Origin of the sequence: Streptomyces sp. NPDC007084, from assembly GCF_040703595.1 — a bacterium.
Classification (GTDB): domain Bacteria; phylum Actinomycetota; class Actinomycetes; order Streptomycetales; family Streptomycetaceae; genus Streptomyces.
The window spans coordinates 105,623-122,241 of sequence record NZ_JBEYFY010000002.1 but is presented as its reverse complement, the minus strand read 5'-3'; the positions used below and the strand labels follow the sequence as shown (position 1 = coordinate 122,241).

The following is a 16,619-nucleotide window of genomic DNA, read 5'->3' as shown; positions in this document are numbered from 1 at the left end:
CATCAGTCCTTTACCGCTCCGCCGAGGCCGGAGACGAGTCGTCGTTGTACGAGTACGAAGAAGATCAGCACCGGAATCGTCATGACGGTGGAAGCGGCCATCACACCGCCCCAGTCGGGTTCGTCCGGCTTGTAGAAGACGAGCAGCGCCATCGGCAGGGTGGACTGCGAGGTGTCGCTGATGATGAAGGACTTGGCGAACAGGAAGTCGTTCCAGGCGGAGATGAAGGAAAACACACTGGTGGCCACGAGACCGGGCAGGACGAGCGGGAAAAGGATCTGCCAGAGGAATCGCGCGCGGCTCGCCCCGTCGATGTGGGCGGCCTCCTCCAGCGCCTCGGGAACGGCCTTGACGAAACCCCGCAGCATCCAGATCGCGAAGGGCAGCGAGAAGGCGATGTGCGGCAGGATCAGCGAGCCCAGCGTGTTGAGCCGGCCGGTGTCGCGCATGAGGAAGAACAGCGGGATGGTCAGGGCCTCGACGGGCACCATCTGGGCCACCAGGAACATGATCAGCAGGGTGGTCCGGAATCGGAAGCGGAATCGGGTCACGGCGGTCGCGGCGAGAAACGCGATGAGCGCGGAGGCGATCACCACGGAGCCCGCCACGACAAGGCTGTTGAGGAAGTAGCGGCCGAATTCCTGCTGCCCGAAGACGCGCCGGAAGGAATCCAGGGTGGGTGAGGCCGTCCAGGGCCGGGGTTCGGTGGACTGGATCTCCCCGGCCGGTTTGAAGGCGCCGAGCACCATCCAGTAGAGGGGGAAGGCGACCACGACGGCGACGAGCAGAGCGGTCGCCTCGGCGGCGAGCCGCCACGGTCGCCGGGGACGCCGGACGGCCCGCTTGAGGACAACCCCCTTGAGGACGACCCCGTTGAGCAGGCTCACAGTTCCTCCCCCTGCCGGCGCAGCAGCCGCAGGTACACCAGGGTGACCGCGAGCAGCAGCACCAGCATCACCACGCCGATGGCCGAGCCGAGGCTGTACTGGGAGGCGGCGAACGCCTTCTGGTAGGCGTAGACGTTCAGGACGAGGTTCTGCCCGGCGATGCCGCCGCCGCCCGTCATGACGTAGATCTGGGTGAAGACCTTGAAGTCCCAGATGACCGACTGGATGGTGACGACCACCAGGATCGGCCGGAGCATCGGCGCGAGCACCGAACGCCAGATCCGCCACTGCGAGGCGCCGTCCAGGGCGGCGGCCTCCAGGACCTCGGAGGGGACGGCGCGGATGCCCGCGTACACGGTGACCATGACGAACGGGAAGGAGCACCAGACCACTTCGAGCAGGACGAGGGCGAAGGCGCTGAGCCTGCCGTACGTCCAGGAGTGGTCGCCGAGGCCGAGCACCCGGTTGACGGGCCCGAAGTCGGGGTCGAAGAGGAACAGCCAGACGGTGGAGCCGGTGACCGCCGGGGTGGCCCAGGCGCCGAGGGCGGCCAGCATCAGCGCGAGCCGCGGCACGGCCCGTACGCGGGTGAGCAGTACCGCGAGGGCGCAGCCGGTGGCCAGCGTCGACACCACGCAGGCCGCGGCGAACAGCACGGTGGCGAGGAGCACTTGCCGGAACTGCGGGTCGGCGAACAGTTCGGTGTAGTTGTCGAGGCCGACGAAGCTGGTCGGCTGTCCGCCGCTGACCTGGGCCTGGGTGTACTCCAGGAAGGAGATCAGGCCGAGTTGCCAGATCGGGTAGACGAGCAGGGCGCCGAGGACGGCCAGGGCGGGGGCGAGGTAGAGCCAGGGGGTCCAGCCGGCCCGTCCGCGTGTGGCGGGGCCGGCCGTGGGTCCGCCGCGGCGCCCCGGGGCGCGGCGGGCGGCCGTGGTGACCGCTGCGCGCCCGGGGCGCTCGGCGAGGGTGTCGGGGGTCGTCATCCGGTCAGCCCGCGGTGCCGAACGCGTCGTTCATCTTCTTCGCCGCGTCGCCGGAGGCGCGCTCCACGTCCTTCTTGCCGCTGACGATCTCCTGGAACATCGTCGGCAGGACGAGGGAGGCGTCGATCTGGGCCCAGGCGGGCGAGGCCGGCACGAACCGGGCGCCCGAGGCGAGGGTCTTCACGAAGGGGGCGACGAACGGCTCGCGGGCGGCGGCCTGTTCGCGGACGTCGGTGTAGGTGGGCAGGAAGCCCATCGCGTCGAAGAGGTCGCTCTGCGTCTTCTTGGACGCGAGTTGTTCCATCAGGGCGACGGCCAGCGTGCGGTGGGCGGTGCTCTTCAGGACCCCGAGGTTGTTGCCGCCGGCGAACGCGGGCGCCACCGAGCCGGGGCGCACGCCGGGCAGCGGCACCACCGCGTACTTGCCCTTCACCTTCCCCGCCTCGACGGCCGCGTGGCTGAAGTCGCCGCCGATGGCCATGCCCGCCTTGCCCGCGGCGAAGGCGGTCACCGTGTCGTTGCCGCCCATGCCGGCGCACTTGGCGGCGGGGCAGTTGGCGGCGCCGAAGAGCGAGGTGTAGGCCTTGATGCCCTCGCGGGCCTCCGGGCTGTCGATGGCGGCGGAGTAGGACCCGCCCTTGCCGCGGGCGAGTTCGCCGCCGTGGGCCCAGACGAACGGCAGGGCGCCGTAGGTGTAGGCGCCGCCCACGGCGAGGCCGTACAGGTCCGGCTTCGCGGCGTGGATCCTCCGTGCGGTGCCGGCCAGTTCGGCCTGGGTCTTCGGGACGGTGAGGTTCAGTTCCTTGAAGACGTCCGTGCGGTAGTACAGGGCCCGGACGCCGACGAAGTAGGGGGCGCCGTAGACCTTGCCGTCGACGGTGACCGACTGCCGGGCGGTCGGGTCGGTGTCCTTGGCGTCGTCCCAGGCCGCGAACTCCCCGGTGACGTCGGCGAGTCCGCCGTCCTTGACGTAGCCGGCGGTGTCCGTGTTGCCGTACTCGATGACGTCGGGGGCGCTCTTCGGGTCGTTGAAGGCGGCCTTGATGCGCTGGGCGCGGGTCTCCACGGGGATGTACTCGACCTCGACCCGGGTGCCGTCGTGCTTCTTCTCGAAGGCGGTGACGGCCGCGTCGACGACCTTCTCCTTGGGCTTGTTGCCGACCTCCTGGAAGAGCCAGACCCGCAGGGTGCCGCTCTTCTCGTCCTTGCCCGAGGCGGAGTCGCCGGAGGTCTGGGGGGCGCAGGCGGTGGCGACGACGAGGGCCGCGAGGGCGGCGGCGGTACGGGCCGCGCGGATGCGGGGGGCGCGGATTCGGGAGGCCGGTACGCGGGAGGCGCGGACGTGGGGGGCGGGTACGCGGGGAGCGCGGACTCGGGGGGCGGGGAAGTTCATCGAGCATCCTCCGGTGGGGGTGCGCGCGTTGCAGCATGCGCAATGGCGGTTTTGCTCTGCACAACACCCCGGAGGCTATGGAGTACAGGAACATGCCCACAAGAGGTCTCAACCACTCTGTGACCACGGGACGCACTCCGTGCAACGCCCGGCACCCCGCGCGGCGAACGCGCCCGCCCCCACGGCACAACAACGCGCGACCCCGCCCGCGACCCGTCCGGCCCCGCGCACGACAAAACCGCGGCGCCCCTCGTCAGGGGCGCCGCGGCCTCACTCGGTCCACGCGGCGTACCGCGCCGGAGGGAGCCGGGTGTTACTTCTTGTCGCCGCCGCCCTTGCCCTGGTCGCCGCCGGCGCCCATGGACTCGAAGATCTCCTTGCACATGGGGCACACCGGGTACTTCTTCGGGTCGCGGCCCGGCACCCACACCTTGCCGCACAGCGCCACGACGGGCGTGCCGTCCAGCGCGCTCGCCATGATCTTGTCCTTCTGGACGTAATGGGCGAAGCGCTCGTGGTCCCCGTCGCCGTGCGACACCTGCGGCGTCGGCTCTACGAGGGTCCCCGTCCCCGTGCCTCGCTGGGGCTGGGTCTCAGGCTCAAGAGTGCTCATGGAGCCAAGGGTACTGGGGGCCGCGCCCATCAGTTGAGGGAAGGGTCGTCGGGGTACGTCGCCACCATCGCCAGGTCGCTGCGCTGCCGCCGCAGCACCTCGCGCCAGAGCCGCTCGGGCGCCGGCGAGGAGACGTCACCGGGCTCGGACTCGACGACGTACCAGGCGCCGTCGCCCAGTTCGTTCTCCAGCTGGCCCGGGCCCCAGCCGGCGTATCCGGCGAAGATGCGCAGCGAGCCGAGCGCCGAGGCGAGCAGCTCGGGCGGGGCCTCCAGGTCGACCAGACCGATCGCCCCGTGCACCCGCCGCCAGCCGAGCGGCGCCCGCTCCCCCGACGCCCCGCCGGGGATGACCGCGACCCCGAGCGCCGAGTCCAGCGAGACCGGCCCGCCCTGGAAGACGACGCCCGGCTCTCCGGTGAGGCCCGCCCAGCCCTCCAGGATGTCCCCGACGCCCACCGGGGTCGGCCGGTTGAGGACGACACCGAGGGAGCCCTCCTCGTCGTGGTCGAGGAGCAGCACCACCGCGCGGTCGAAGTTCGGGTCCGCCAGGGCGGGCGTGGCCACGAGCAGCCGCCCTGTGAGCGAGGACACCTCGGTCATGCCAGACATGATCCCGCACATTCCCCTCCGGTGGGGAGCCAATACCCGTACGGGAGTGAACGCAGCTCAGGGCGCGCGGAGGCACCGCCCGCGCACACCGGGGGGCGGTGACCCCGCGTGCCCGTTTCGGAACGGTTCGTGTTGTGGCGAAGCTATGACGCGTCCGCGGGGTCCGTGGGCTTACAGAGGGGGGGTGGGCGGCCATTACCCTTGCTGTTCGGCTCCCGTACGACCGGCCTGCCGACGACTCACACCTGCCCAACTCATCGGAACGCGAGATACATGACCGTCAACGACGATGTCCTGCTTGTCCACGGCGGAACCCCGCTTGAGGGCGAGATCCGTGTCCGCGGTGCGAAGAACCTCGTACCCAAGGCCATGGTCGCCGCCCTCCTGGGCAGTGGTCCGAGCCGACTGCGCAACGTCCCCGACATCCGCGACGTGCGGGTCGTCCGCGGCCTGCTGCAGCTCCACGGTGTGACCGTCCGTCCGGGTGAGGAACCCGGCGAGCTGGTCCTCGACCCGTCTCACGTCGAGAGCGCGAACGTCGCTGACATCGATGCCCACGCGGGCTCGTCGCGCATCCCGATCCTCTTCTGCGGCCCGCTGCTGCACCGGCTCGGCCACGCCTTCATCCCGGGGCTCGGCGGCTGCGACATCGGCGGCCGGCCGATCGACTTCCACTTCGAGGTGCTGCGCCAGTTCGGCGCGAAGATCGAGAAGCGGGAGGACGGCCAGTACCTGGAGGCCCCGCAGCGGCTGCGCGGCACCAAGATCCAGCTTCCGTACCCGTCGGTCGGCGCGACCGAGCAGGTGCTGCTGACCGCGGTGCTCGCCGAGGGCGTCACGGAACTCTCGAACGCGGCCGTCGAGCCGGAGATCGAGGACCTCATCTGCGTGCTGCAGAAGATGGGCGCCATCATCGCGATGGACACCGACCGGACGATCCGCGTCACCGGTGTGGACACGCTCGGCGGCTACACCCACGCGGCCCTCCCGGACCGTCTGGAGGCCGCCTCCTGGGCGTCCGCGGCGCTGGCGACCGAGGGCAACATCTACGTCCGCGGCGCCCAGCAGCGGTCGATGATGACGTTCCTGAACACCTACCGCAAGGTCGGCGGCGCCTTCGAGATCGACGACGAGGGCATCCGCTTCTGGCACCCGGGCTCGCAGCTCAAGTCCATCGCCCTGGAGACGGACGTCCACCCGGGCTTCCAGACGGACTGGCAGCAGCCGCTGGTCGTCGCGCTGACGCAGGCCACCGGCCTGTCCATCATCCACGAGACGGTGTACGAGTCCCGGCTGGGCTTCACCTCCGCGCTCAACCAGATGGGTGCGCACATCCAGCTCTACCGCGAGTGCCTGGGCGGCTCGAACTGCCGCTTCGGGCAGCGCAACTTCCTGCACTCGGCGGTCGTCTCGGGCCCGACCAGGCTCCAGGGGGCCGACCTGGTCATCCCCGACCTGCGCGGCGGCTTCTCGTACCTCATCGCGGCCCTCGCGGCCCAGGGCACGTCCCGGGTCCACGGCATCGACCTGATCAACCGCGGCTACGAGAACTTCATGGAGAAGCTCGTCGAGCTGGGCGCGAAGGTCGAGCTGCCCGGCAAGGCGCTCGGCTAGCGGGCAGGGCGGTACGTACGACGATGGGGCGGCCCCCCTGAAAAGGGGCCGCCCCATCGTCGTTCCGCGCCTCGTACGCCTCCCGTGACGGGGACGTACCGGCCAGGACCTACTTGCCCTTGGCGGCTTCCTTGAGCTTGCTGCCCGCGGAGACCTTCACGCTGTAGCCGGCCGGGATCTGGATCGGGTCGCCGGTCTGCGGGTTGCGCGCGGTGCGAGCGGCACGGTGGGTGCGCTCGAAGGTCAGGAAGCCGGGGATGGTGACCTTCTCGTCGCCCTTGGCGACGATCTCGCCGACGGTCTCGGCGAAAGCGGCCAGAACGGCGTCGGCGTCCTTGCGGGTCACCTCGGCACGGTCGGCCAGCGCGGCCACCAGCTCACTGCGGTTCATGTTGTACTCCCGTGTTCTTCTTGCTGTTGAGGCGTGCCACGCGGCGGAGCCGCATATCGGGCACAGTGAAGCCGATGCTGCCAGGGTCCTCGGTCGGCCTCCGGACCCGGGTCCGTAGCCAGACCGTCGCGCCCGAAGAGGCATCCTGCCCCCACCTGCGGCGGGAAAGCCAATCCGGCACCCCTGGGAGTCGAACGAACACCCTTGGGGGTCACACGGAGAGGCCCGCGAGGCCCAAGCCTGGCCGCCACCATAGAGGCGGCCGGTGGCCCCGCGTTCCGCGACGCGCCGGGTTCCGGGCGGCCGTGGCGGCCGTCACAGCGGGGCCGGCGGCCGGTTGTGACCGGTCGCGCGGCCCGGCCGCGGTCGCTTCGGCTACGCGGTCGCGGCGGCCGCGTCCGTCACCCCCGCCGCCTTCGCGGCGTCCCGCACCGCTCCGGCGACCGCGCCCGCGACCTTGTCGTTGAAGACGCTGGGGATGATGTAGTTCGGGTTCAGTTCGTCCTCGGTCACCACGTCCGCGAGGGCGGCCGCGGCGGCGAGCATCATCTCCGTGTTGACGGTACGCGACTGGGCGTCCAGGAGGCCACGGAAGACGCCCGGGAACACCAGGACGTTGTTGATCTGGTTGGGGAAGTCGGAGCGGCCGGTGGCCACGACCGCGGCCGTCTGCCGGGCGACCGCCGGGTCGACCTCGGGGTCGGGGTTCGCGAGCGCGAACACGATGGCGTTGTCGGCCATCTTGGCCACGTCGTCGCCGTCGAGCACGTTCGGGGCCGAGACACCGATGAAGACGTCCGCCTCGTGCACGGCCTCCTTCAGGGTGCCGGTGAGGCCCTCGGGGTTGGTGTTGTCGGCGATCCAGCGCAGCGGCGAGTCGGGGGCGGCGGCGACCAGGTCGGAGCGGTCCGCGTGCACGACGCCGTGGATGTCGGCGACGACGGCGTTCTTCACCCCGGCGGCGATCAGCAGCTTGAGGATGGCCGTGCCGGCCGCGCCCGCGCCGGACATGACGACCCGGATGTCGCCGATGGCCTTGCCCGCGACCCGCAGGGCGTTCGTCAGCGCGGCGAGGACCACGATGGCGGTGCCGTGCTGGTCGTCGTGGAAGACGGGGATGTCCAGGGCCTCGCGCAGCCGGGCCTCGATCTCGAAGCAGCGCGGCGCGGAGATGTCCTCCAGGTTGATGCCCGCGAAGCCGGGGGCGATCGCCTTCACGATCTCCACGATCGCGTCGGTGTCCTGGGTGTCCAGGCACAGCGGCCAGGCGTCGATGCCGGCGAAGCGCTTGAAGAGGGCCGCCTTGCCCTCCATGACGGGCAGCGCGGCCTTGGGGCCGATGTTGCCGAGGCCCAGCACGGCGGAGCCGTCCGTCACGACCGCAACGGAGTTGCGCTTGATGGTGAGGCGGCGGGCGTCCTCGGGGTTCTCGGCGATCGCCATGCACACCCGGGCCACGCCCGGGGTGTAGATCATGGAGAGGTCGTCACGGTTGCGGATCGGGTGCTTGGACTGCATCTCGATCTTGCCGCCGAGGTGCATGAGGAACGTGCGGTCGGAGACCTTGCCGAGGGTGACGCCCTCGATGTGCCGGAGCTGTTCGACGATCTCGTCGGCGTGCGTGGTGGACGACGCCGCGATGGTGACGTCGATCCGGAGCTTCTCGTGGCCGGACGCGGTCACGTCGAGGCCGGTCACCGAGCCTCCGCTGGACTCGACGGCCGTGGTGAGCTGGGAGACCGCCGTTCCGCTGGCGGGCACCTCCAGCCGGACCGTCATCGAGTAGGAGACGCTGGGCGCCGTTGCCATGGCCGACTTCCTCTGCTTTCACCGTGTCACTGCGTTTGTGCCGTCCGATCGTCGCACCTACCCCTGAGTACGTGGTAGTCGCCCCGGATTGCGAACGTTTTGTTCGCCACGGACCGCACTTTCGGAAAACGGATTCCACCATACGAGAGTTGCCGGGACAACGAAAGAGGCCCACGTCATCGGACGTGGGCCTCTTCCGGTCCTCCGGGGAGGACGCCGTTCAATGACACCGACCCGCCATGCTCGCCTCGCGGCAAGTGGTCGCTCGTAGCGACGAAGGTTGGGCCCGGGGGCTTGGATCGGGCCGGTGTCACGTCAAAGGTAACAAAGGATCCCCGTAAGGCAATTCCCGTCCCGGGAGTTCTTTTCGGCGGGGCGGGACACGCCCGGCGCGGGGGGCCGGGCGGGCGGGACGTCGAGGCGGTACGGGCGGGCGGTGCGGGTCGGCGGCGGGCGTCAGTCCCTGAGCAGGTCGGGGACGCCGGACGCGTCCGGGTCGTCGCGGTCGGCGGAGACCACGGTGAGCTGCTGGGTGGCCCGGGTGAGGGCCACGTACAGCACCCGCAGGCCGGCCGGCGACTCGTCCGCGATCTCCGCCGGCGACACGACCACGTTCGCGTCGTACTCCAGACCCTTGGCCTCCAGGCTGCCGAGGGCCACCACCCGGTCCCCGAGGCCGGCGAGCCAGCGGGCGGCCTCCTCGCGCCGGTTCATGGCGACGACCACGCCCACCGTGCCGTCGACCCGGTCGAGCAGCCGGGCGGCCTCGGCGCGCACGGTCTGCGCGAGGGAGTCCCGTACGACCGCGAAGCGCGGTTCGACGCCGGTGGAGCGGACGGCGGAGGGCGAGTCGGAGCCCGGCATCGCGAGCGCGAGGACCTTGGCGGCCAGCTCGGCGATCTCGGCCGGGTTGCGGTAGTTCACGGTGAGTGTGAACCGGCGCCGGGGGCGGGTGCCGAGGGCCTCGTCACGGGCCTCGGCGGCCTCGTCGGGGTCGGACCAGGAGGACTGGGCCGGGTCGCCGACGACCGTCCAGGTGGCGTGCCGGCCGCGCCGGCCGACCATCCGCCACTGCATGGGCGTGAGGTCCTGGGCCTCGTCCACGATGACGTGCGCGTACTCGGTGCGCTCCTGGGCCAGCCGCTCGGCGCGCTCGCGCTGCGTCTCCTCGCGCACCGGCATCAGCTCCTCCAGGCCGGTGAGCTGGTCCAGCGGGTCCAGATCGCGCCGCTTGCGGGGCCGCGCGGGCATACCGACGATCGCCTGAAGCTCGTCGAGCATCGCCACGTCGTGCACCGAGAACCCGTCCCGCTTCAGCGAGCGGGCGACCCGGCGCACCTCGCCCGGGTTGAGGACGCGGCGCGCCCAGCGGCCGAGGCGCCGTTCGTCGGCCATCGCGGCCAGCACACCGCGCGGGGTCAGCTCGGGCCACCAGGCGTCCAGGAACGACTGGAAGGAGTCCTCGGAGGTGACGTCCTCGTCGAAGGAGGAGCGCAGCTCGGCCGCCAGTTCCGGGTCGGTGTGCCGGGTCCCGGCGCCCGAGCGCGCCCAGAGCGCGTCGAGCAGCAGCTTGCGGGCGCGCGGGCGCAGCAGGTTGACCGGCGCGGTCCCGCCGAGCGCGTTCTGCTTGACGCGGTCCAGCTCGGCGGACTCCAGCTCGATCCGGCGTCCGAAGGCCACCACGCGCAGCCGGTCGGGCGGCCCGGCGGGCGCCGCGGTCTCCGCCTCCCCGAAGGCGAGCTGCCCGGAGCCGCCGTCACCGGAACCGCCCGCCCGGTTTGCGCCGCTCGCCCCGGCCGGTGTCTCCAGCGCCCCGCGGGCCGCCTTCCGCAGCACCTTCAGCATCCGGTACGAGCCCTTGGCGCGGGCCACCGCCGGGGAGTCGTACAGGGTGGCGCTCACCCCGTCGACCAGCGAGCCGATCGCCCGGATGGCGACCTGGCCCTCCTCACCGAGGGAGGGGAGCACGCCCTCGGTGTAGGCGACGAGCAGCGGGGTCGGGGAGACGATCAGGATGCCGCCCGCGTACCGGCGGCGGTCCTGGTAGAGGAGGTAGGCGGCCCGGTGCAGGGCGACGGCGGTCTTGCCGGTGCCGGGGCCGCCCTCGACGTAGGTGACGGAGGCGGCGGGGGCGCGGATGACCAGGTCCTGTTCGGCCTGGATGGACGCCACGATGTCCCGCATGGTGTGGCTGCGGGCCTGGCCGAGCGCGGCCATCAGGGCGCCGTCCCCGACGACGGACAGTTCACGGCCGTCCAGGGTGGCCGTCAGCTCGGGGCGCATCAGGTCGTCCTCGACGCCGAGCACCCGGCGGCCCTTGGAGCGGATGACGCGCCGGCGCACCACGCGGCCGGGGTCGACGGGGGTGGAGCGGTAGAACGGGGCCGCGGCGGGCGCCCGCCAGTCGATGACCAGCGGCGAGTAGTCGGCGTCCAGGACGCCGATACGGCCGATGTGGAGCGTCTCCGCGATGTCGGCCGTGTTGTCCTCGCGGACCGCGCCCTCGGCGGGTTCGACCGCTGTGTACGCGCCGTCGGGGCCCTTCTTGCCGTCCTTCCCGAGGAGCAGGTCGATCCGGCCGAAGAGGAAGTCCTCGAACTCGTTGTTGAGCCGGTTGAGGTGGATACCGGCGCGGAACACCTGGGCGTCCCGCTCCGCGAGCGCCCCCGGTGTGCCGACCTGGCCGCGCTGGGCGGCGTCGTTCATCAGGAACTCGGCCTCGTGGATCTTCTCCTCCAGGCGCCGGTAGACCCGGTCCAGATGTTCCTGTTCGACGCCGATCTCCCGGTCCCGTACGGAGTCGTCCTGGACGGACTTCTCCGGTACGGGCGGACGGACCGAACCGACCGCGGATTCCTGCTGAGCCTGAGCGGCCACCGGGCCCCCTTCTGACGTGCTGGGCAGCCGTCAACCGTACGCGAAGGGGGGCCCGCCGGGCTACGTGCGCGCCCGGGGTCCGCTCACGCGTCCACCTCCACGAGCCGCTTCCCGTCGAAGGTCATGACCTCGAAGTGGTCGATCTGGTTCGGCGTGAAGGCGGCGCCTCCGTGCACGTAGAGCGGCTGCTTCGCCTCCTCGGACTTGGCGTCGGGGATGCCGTAGCCCCACTTGGGGACCGCCCAGGAGGTGACCGTCTCGCGCTCGCCGTTCTTGCCGACGGCGATCAGGGAGCACTTCAGCGGGCCCTTGACGTTCTTGAGCTGGAGGACGGCGTGGGTGCCCCAGTCCTTCGGCTCGACGGCGACCACGGCGTTGACCTTGGTGGCCGGGTCGGTGGCCTGCTTCTTGTCGGTCATCACCTCGAAGGCGGCCTTGGCGGGGCTGGTGGCGTGCGCCTGCGGCATGGCCGTACCGCTGTCGCCGCCGCTCACCGCCATGACCGTCAGCGGACCGCCGATGATCAGCGCGGCAGCGGCCGCCACCAGGTACATGCCGCGCCGGCGCTTGTGGGCGCGGCGGGCCGCGACCTCGTCCACCAGCCGCTCCGCGAGCCGTGGGCTCGGGCGGGCCGAGAGGGACTCCGCGATGGCCGGGCTGCCCTGGGAGGCGGGCAGGTCCGCGAGCGCGGCGAGCATCGGCTCCATCCCGGCCAGCTCGTCGAGCTGCTGGGCGCACCACTCGCAGCCCGCGAGGTGCTCCTCGAAAGCGCTTGCCTCGGCGTCGTCGAGAATCCCCAGCGCGTAGGCGCCGACGGTCTCGTGGATGTCTCCGGGGCCCTGTTGTCCCCGCGGACCCTGCATGGCTCCCGGACCACCTGTTCCGTAACCCCCGTACGTGTTCATGCTGTCACCCCCCGCTCCTCCAGCGCCAGCTTCATCGACCGCAGGGCGTAGAACACCCGGGAGCGCACGGTGCCGCTGGGGATGCCGAGGGTCTCGGCCGCCTCGTTGACCGTACGCCCTTTGAAGTACGTTTCGACCAGAACCTCCCGGTGAGCAGGGGTCAGGTCGTCCAGCGCGTCCGACAGTGTCATCAGCCACAACGCCTTGTCGATCTCGTCCTCCGCGGGGATGACCTCCAGCGGCGACGGGTCGACCTCCTGCGGCCGGGCCTGCCGGCTGCGGTGGCCGTCGATGACGATGCGCCGGGCGACCGTCACCAGCCAGGGGCGTACCGAACCGGTCGCTCGATTGAGCTGGCCGGCGTTCTTCCAGGCACGGATGAGTGTTTCCTGCACGACGTCCTCGGCGCGCTGCCGGTCTCCCGCGACCAGCCGCAGCACGTAGGCCAGCAGGGGCCCCGCGTGTTCCCGGTACAGCGCACGCATCAGCTCCTCGTCGGGTTCGGTCGACGAGGACTGCTGAGACATGCGATGTCGGGCCCTTGGCCTGCGTTCATCAGCCACGGCGGAATCCTTGCGCACGCCTACCTCCGGTGTCCGGGGGTTCCCCCAGTCGGTCGCTCATCACCGGGTACGTGTGCCGGCAGGCGGGTGTTCAAAGTGCACAGGGGTTTTTCTGTTTGAGTTGTGAAGACGGCGAAAAGGAAGCGTATTGATCACGTGGGGTCAGAGGGAGGTTACGGAGGGGTGGGGTGGTGGGGACGGGCGGGGTGGGGGGCGATCCGCGCCGGCGGGGGCCGGTTGTGCCGGGGGCGTGCCCCGGGGGGCCGGTCGTGCCGGGGGTCGTGCCCCGGGGGGCCGGTCGTGCCGGGGGTCGTGCCCCGGGAGGCCGGTCGTGCCGAGGGTCGTGCCCGGGGGCCGCTCGTGGGGGTCAGGTGCGGGCGAGGGCCGCGCGGCGGCGGTGGCGGGCCACCCGCTCGCGGTTGCCGCAGACCTCGCTGGAACACCATCGCCGCCGTCGGCCACGCGAGGTGTCCAGGTAGACGATCGGGCAGTTGTCGCCCTCGCACTGGCGCAGACTCGCCCGCGCCGGCGGGTCGGTGAGCAGATCGAGGGCGTCCCGGGCCACCACGGCGAGCAGTTCGGCGCAGCCGGGCTCGGAGTGCAGTCGGCGGTGCAGCGAGCCGTCGCCGGCGCGGACGGCCCAGGGGGCGGGCGGGGCCACGAGGGCGGCGGAGTTGACCCGGGCGAGCGCGCCGTCGGCGGGCCGGCCGTCCAGTTCGCCGCGCACCAACCGGGCGATGTGGCCGCGCAGTTCGCGGAAGCCGAGCAGCCAGCGGGCGTCCACGCCGGTCAGCGGGGTGCCCGGGGGTACCAGCCCCGAGGCGACGACCCAGGCGGCCAACCGGCCCGCGCAGTCGAGCCGTTCGCCGGGATGCGTGGTCGCCGTCAGGTCCAGGCAGATCCGCCCGGAGTCGAACCGCAGGTCGTACGAGGCCGTGGCCGTGCCCGCTGCCGTGCCCGCTGCCATGCGCCTGTCACCGCCTTGGGGTCACCCGCCGTCATCCCTCCTACAGTGCATGCCCGCAGGCCGTGCCGGAAGACTCCGTACCGGCCCGTACCGGACACGAGGGGGTGGACGCCCGCTTATGCGGGCGCGCTCCTCGGCCATGTCGGTGGCCGGCCCGCGCCGGTTGACTGACGGACATGACGACCGACGCGAACGACACGGGGAACGTGGGCGATCCGAGGAACGTGAGTGGTCCGAGGAGTGTGAGTGATCCGAGAAGTGTGAGTGGTCCGAGCGCGGGGGGTGATTCGAGCGTCCAGGGTGGTCCGGGCGCCGGGGGTGGTCTGGGCGCCGGGAGTGTTCTGGGCGCCGGGGGTGTTCTGGGTGCGGCGACCGTGGCGATGGGCCTGATCGCCGGGGTCTTCTACATCTTCGCCTGCGCGGTGATGCCCGCGCTGGCCCGCAGCGGCGACCGGGTGTTCATCGAGGTCATGCGGAACATCAACGACGTCATCCAGAACCCGGTGTTCTTCCTGAGCTTCCTCGGGGCGCTCGCCCTGACGGCGGTCGCCGCGTGGCAGTCGCGCGGGGCGCCGCACCGGTGGTGGGTGTACGCCGCCCTCGCCGCCTACGCGCTCGTCTTCCTCGTCACGGTGGCCGTGCACATCCCGCTCAACGACGAGCTGGCGAACGCCGGCTCCCCGGCCCGGATCGCCGACCCGGCCGCCGTACGGGCCCGGTTCGAGGACACGTGGGTGGCCTGGAACGTCGTACGGGCCGTGTTCTCGACGGTCGCGCTGGCCTGTCTGACCCGTGCGCTGTACGTGTTCCGGCGCCGGTAACGGCCGGCTACTCCTCGGGCTCCCAGGCGATCAGCCGCTCGAACACCCGCTGGTCGCCCTCGGTCTTCAGGTCGCTCAGCGTGAGCCGGCCCCAGACGAAGAGGAGCAGTTGCTCGGCCGTGCCGGTGGCGGAGGCGGAGGCGGGGGCGGCGTCGGCCGGGAGGGGTGCGGGCCAGGCGCCGGTGGCGTCCAGGGTGAGGAGCCAGGAGCGGCCCTCGGTGGCGTGGTAGTGGATGCTGGCGGGCTCGTGCGGCCAGGCCTCCGGGGTGGAGTTGCAGGTGTCGAGGAACTCGGCCACGCCGTCGATCGCGACGTCCGCCGGCATCGGCCGCACGGCGCCTGCGGCGAGCTGGGCGTCGTAGGTGTGCACCAGCACCTCGTGCACCCGGCGCCGGGCGACGCCCCAGGAGTTCGCCGGTGACACGCCCGCGGCCCACCAGGCCCAGCACTCGCGCTCCGGGCCGGCCGCGCGCAGGGCGCTCAGCAGCAGTTCGTTGGACTCGGTGTACCAGGCCAGCAGCGCCTCCGGCTCGCGCGGCACCTCCGCGGCGTCCTTGGCCGGCGGAGCCTCCGCCGGGCCCGCGGCGACGATCGCGGCCCACCAGCGCTGGCCGGTACCCAGGTGCCGCACCAGATCGAACAACGTCCACCCTGGGCAGGACGGCACCGGCGCGTCGAGGCCGGGCGCTGCGGCGACCGCGCTCCGGAACGCGGCGGACCGCTCGTCGATCAGTCGCAGCAGGGCGGAGTACTCGATTCTGTCTGTCACATCGCCTGCCTATCAGCCCGGTTCGGCGGACCGCACCCGGTTTTCCCGGCCGCCCGTGACGGGGGCAGGGCATCTCGCGGGAGGCGGCCAGGTCGACGAGGCGTTTCCGGTGCCCGACTGCCGCGTGATCATCAACGGGCGCGTCCCGGAACGCTTCCGAGGTCGGCGTACTTGGAGTCCGCCACGGGGTCGAGGGCGAGCCGGTAGCCCCGTTTGACCACCGTCTGGATCAGCGCCGGCGCGCCAAGTGCCGTACGCAGCCGGGCCATCGCGGTCTCCACGGCGTGCTCGTCGCGTCCGGCGCCGGGCAGCGCGCGCAGCAGTTCGGCCCGCGCGACCACCCAGCCGGGGCGCCGGGCGAGCGACCGCAGCAACGACATCCCGGCGGGCGGTACGGGCCGCAGCGCGCCGTCCACCAGTACGGCGTGCCCGCGAATCTCCACCTGGTGTCCGGCGATTGGCAACACCCTTGCCCTGTGCGGGAGTTCCCGGCAGATCACCTGGACGAGGGGTGCGAGCCGGAACCGTTCGGGCCGCACGGTCTCGACGCCCTGGGCCTGCAAGGGCAGTGCGGTGACCGGGCCGACGCAGACGGGCAGTACGTCGTGACGCAGCGCGGCGACGAGATCCGCGCGGAGCCCACGCTTCTCGGCGTGGGAGAGCAGGGACGCGGCGGCGGGCGCGCTGGTGAAGGTGAGCGCGTCCAGGCCACGGGTGAGGACGGCGTCGAGCAGCCGGTCGAGCGGCCCGGTGTCCTCGGGCGGCGTCCACCGGTACACCGGCACGGGCACGACCTCGCCACCGGCGGCCGTCAAGGACTCCAGGAACCCGGGCAGTGGTTCCCCGTGCAGCAGTACGGCGATACGGCGCCCCTCGACACCCTGGCCGAGCAGTCGCCCCAGCACCTCGGACATCGACTCGGAGACCGGCGCCCACTCCTCGGTCAGCCCCTGGGCCCGTATGGCGCCCGTGGCCTTGGGACCCCGGGCCAGCAGCGCGGCGCCCCGCAGCCGCCGGAGCAGTTCGTCGCCGAGTCCCCAGCCACGGGCTGCCTCCACCCAGCCCCGGAACCCGACGGCGGTCGTGGCGACGACGACGTCCGGCGCTCTGACCACCAACGCCTCGGTCACCGACCGCAGTTCACCGTCATCGGCCGGAGGAACGATCCGCAGGGCGGGCCCGTGCACGACGGCGGCCCCGCGCAGCCGCAGCAACTCCCCCAGCTCCCCGGCCCGACGCACCCCGGTCACTCCCACGGTGAACCCGGAAAGCGGCCGGTGCCCCGACCCCTGCTGTTCGTCGTACATGACTCCGGCTCTCACCTCACACCCCGGAGCCGATGACGCCGACACCGGTCGAGACTTCGGGAGCCTGCCAACGCCCCATGACGTGGGAGGTTCAGGGGGGTGACGGGGG

The 16,619-nt window shown here is 71.9% G+C and carries 15 protein-coding genes; 2 read left to right on the top strand and 13 right to left on the bottom strand.

All coding sequences use genetic code 11. From position 1 onward, the window contains the following. Positions 1-2: 2 nt before the first annotated feature. The 5 genes from AB0912_RS02445 to AB0912_RS02425 form a co-directional block, all read right to left on the bottom strand. Complete coding sequence (locus tag AB0912_RS02445) at positions 3-881, bottom strand: carbohydrate ABC transporter permease (protein ID WP_366696272.1); 879 nt, start codon at positions 879-881, stop codon at positions 3-5. Positions 882-883: 2 nt separating this feature from the next. Next, positions 884-1,870 carry a sugar ABC transporter permease gene (locus tag AB0912_RS02440; protein ID WP_366695893.1) on the bottom strand — a complete coding sequence of 329 codons (987 nt, stop codon included), beginning with the start codon at positions 1,868-1,870 and terminating at the stop codon, positions 884-886. A 4-nt stretch (positions 1,871-1,874) separates the two neighbouring features. Continuing rightward, complete coding sequence (locus tag AB0912_RS02435) at positions 1,875-3,263, bottom strand: extracellular solute-binding protein (protein WP_366695891.1); 1,389 nt, start codon at positions 3,261-3,263, stop codon at positions 1,875-1,877. A gap of 313 nt (positions 3,264-3,576) precedes the next feature. After that, the gene (locus AB0912_RS02430) at positions 3,577-3,876 is read right to left on the bottom strand and encodes a DUF3039 domain-containing protein (RefSeq protein ID WP_081217546.1); all 300 of its coding nucleotides are present in this window, start codon (positions 3,874-3,876) and stop codon (positions 3,577-3,579) included. A 29-nt stretch (positions 3,877-3,905) separates the two neighbouring features. Next, positions 3,906-4,478 carry a YqgE/AlgH family protein gene (locus tag AB0912_RS02425; RefSeq protein ID WP_366695889.1) on the bottom strand — a complete coding sequence of 191 codons (573 nt, stop codon included), beginning with the start codon at positions 4,476-4,478 and terminating at the stop codon, positions 3,906-3,908. A 282-nt stretch (positions 4,479-4,760) separates the two neighbouring features. Between AB0912_RS02425 and murA the strand changes: the two genes are divergently transcribed. After that, positions 4,761-6,101 carry a UDP-N-acetylglucosamine 1-carboxyvinyltransferase gene (murA, locus tag AB0912_RS02420; protein ID WP_366695887.1) on the top strand — a complete coding sequence of 447 codons (1,341 nt, stop codon included), beginning with the start codon at positions 4,761-4,763 and terminating at the stop codon, positions 6,099-6,101. A 109-nt stretch (positions 6,102-6,210) separates the two neighbouring features. On the opposite strand, the gene AB0912_RS02415 is transcribed toward murA, so the two are convergent. From AB0912_RS02415 to AB0912_RS02390, 6 genes are all read right to left on the bottom strand, one after another. Beyond that, the gene (locus tag AB0912_RS02415; RefSeq protein ID WP_007382399.1) at positions 6,211-6,492 is read right to left on the bottom strand and encodes an HU family DNA-binding protein; all 282 of its coding nucleotides are present in this window, start codon (positions 6,490-6,492) and stop codon (positions 6,211-6,213) included. A 375-nt stretch (positions 6,493-6,867) separates the two neighbouring features. Beyond that, complete coding sequence (locus AB0912_RS02410) at positions 6,868-8,301, bottom strand: NAD-dependent malic enzyme (protein WP_366695885.1); 1,434 nt, start codon at positions 8,299-8,301, stop codon at positions 6,868-6,870. A 456-nt stretch (positions 8,302-8,757) separates the two neighbouring features. Continuing rightward, on the bottom strand, positions 8,758-11,178 hold the full coding sequence (locus tag AB0912_RS02405) for a UvrD-helicase domain-containing protein (protein WP_366695883.1): 2,421 nt from the start codon (positions 11,176-11,178) through the stop codon (positions 8,758-8,760). Positions 11,179-11,261: 83 nt separating this feature from the next. Then, positions 11,262-12,041, bottom strand: coding sequence for a zf-HC2 domain-containing protein (locus AB0912_RS02400; protein WP_366695881.1), 780 nt, complete (start codon positions 12,039-12,041; stop codon positions 11,262-11,264). 38 nt (positions 12,042-12,079) lie between these two features. After that, on the bottom strand, positions 12,080-12,610 hold the full coding sequence (locus AB0912_RS02395) for a sigma-70 family RNA polymerase sigma factor (RefSeq protein WP_037619265.1): 531 nt from the start codon (positions 12,608-12,610) through the stop codon (positions 12,080-12,082). 403 nt (positions 12,611-13,013) lie between these two features. Next, entirely contained in the window at positions 13,014-13,613 is a 600-nt protein-coding gene (locus AB0912_RS02390; protein WP_366695879.1) for a CGNR zinc finger domain-containing protein, read from the bottom strand. A 323-nt stretch (positions 13,614-13,936) separates the two neighbouring features. Between AB0912_RS02390 and AB0912_RS02385 the strand changes: the two genes are divergently transcribed. Continuing rightward, on the top strand, positions 13,937-14,434 hold the full coding sequence (locus AB0912_RS02385; protein ID WP_366696271.1) for an anthrone oxygenase family protein: 498 nt from the start codon (positions 13,937-13,939) through the stop codon (positions 14,432-14,434). Between the two features lie 7 nt (positions 14,435-14,441). Here the strand turns inward: AB0912_RS02385 and AB0912_RS02380 are convergent, their stop codons facing one another. Beyond that, positions 14,442-15,203 (bottom strand): maleylpyruvate isomerase family mycothiol-dependent enzyme, encoded by a 762-nt coding sequence (locus AB0912_RS02380; RefSeq protein WP_366695877.1) that lies wholly within the window; start codon positions 15,201-15,203, stop codon positions 14,442-14,444. Positions 15,204-15,334: 131 nt separating this feature from the next. After that, positions 15,335-16,510 (bottom strand): uroporphyrinogen-III synthase, encoded by a 1,176-nt coding sequence (locus AB0912_RS02375; RefSeq protein ID WP_366695875.1) that lies wholly within the window; start codon positions 16,508-16,510, stop codon positions 15,335-15,337. Positions 16,511-16,619: the final 109 nt, after the last annotated feature.

Coding starts and splice junctions, on each gene's coding strand:
- AB0912_RS02425 (WP_366695889.1), bottom strand. CDS start 4,478: ATGACCGAGGTGTCCTCGCTCACAGGGCGGCTGCTCGTGGCCACGCCC.
- AB0912_RS02410 (WP_366695885.1), bottom strand. CDS start 8,301: ATGGCAACGGCGCCCAGCGTCTCCTACTCGATGACGGTCCGGCTGGAG.
- AB0912_RS02440 (WP_366695893.1), bottom strand. CDS start 1,870: ATGACGACCCCCGACACCCTCGCCGAGCGCCCCGGGCGCGCAGCGGTC.
- AB0912_RS02395 (WP_037619265.1), bottom strand. CDS start 12,610: ATGTCTCAGCAGTCCTCGTCGACCGAACCCGACGAGGAGCTGATGCGT.
- AB0912_RS02435 (WP_366695891.1), bottom strand. CDS start 3,263: ATGAACTTCCCCGCCCCCCGAGTCCGCGCTCCCCGCGTACCCGCCCCC.
- AB0912_RS02390 (WP_366695879.1), bottom strand. CDS start 13,613: ATGGCAGCGGGCACGGCAGCGGGCACGGCCACGGCCTCGTACGACCTG.
- AB0912_RS02400 (WP_366695881.1), bottom strand. CDS start 12,041: ATGCAGGGTCCGCGGGGACAACAGGGCCCCGGAGACATCCACGAGACC.
- AB0912_RS02430 (WP_081217546.1), bottom strand. CDS start 3,876: ATGAGCACTCTTGAGCCTGAGACCCAGCCCCAGCGAGGCACGGGGACG.
- murA (WP_366695887.1), top strand. CDS start 4,761: ATGACCGTCAACGACGATGTCCTGCTTGTCCACGGCGGAACCCCGCTT.
- AB0912_RS02415 (WP_007382399.1), bottom strand. CDS start 6,492: ATGAACCGCAGTGAGCTGGTGGCCGCGCTGGCCGACCGTGCCGAGGTG.
- AB0912_RS02375 (WP_366695875.1), bottom strand. CDS start 16,510: ATGTACGACGAACAGCAGGGGTCGGGGCACCGGCCGCTTTCCGGGTTC.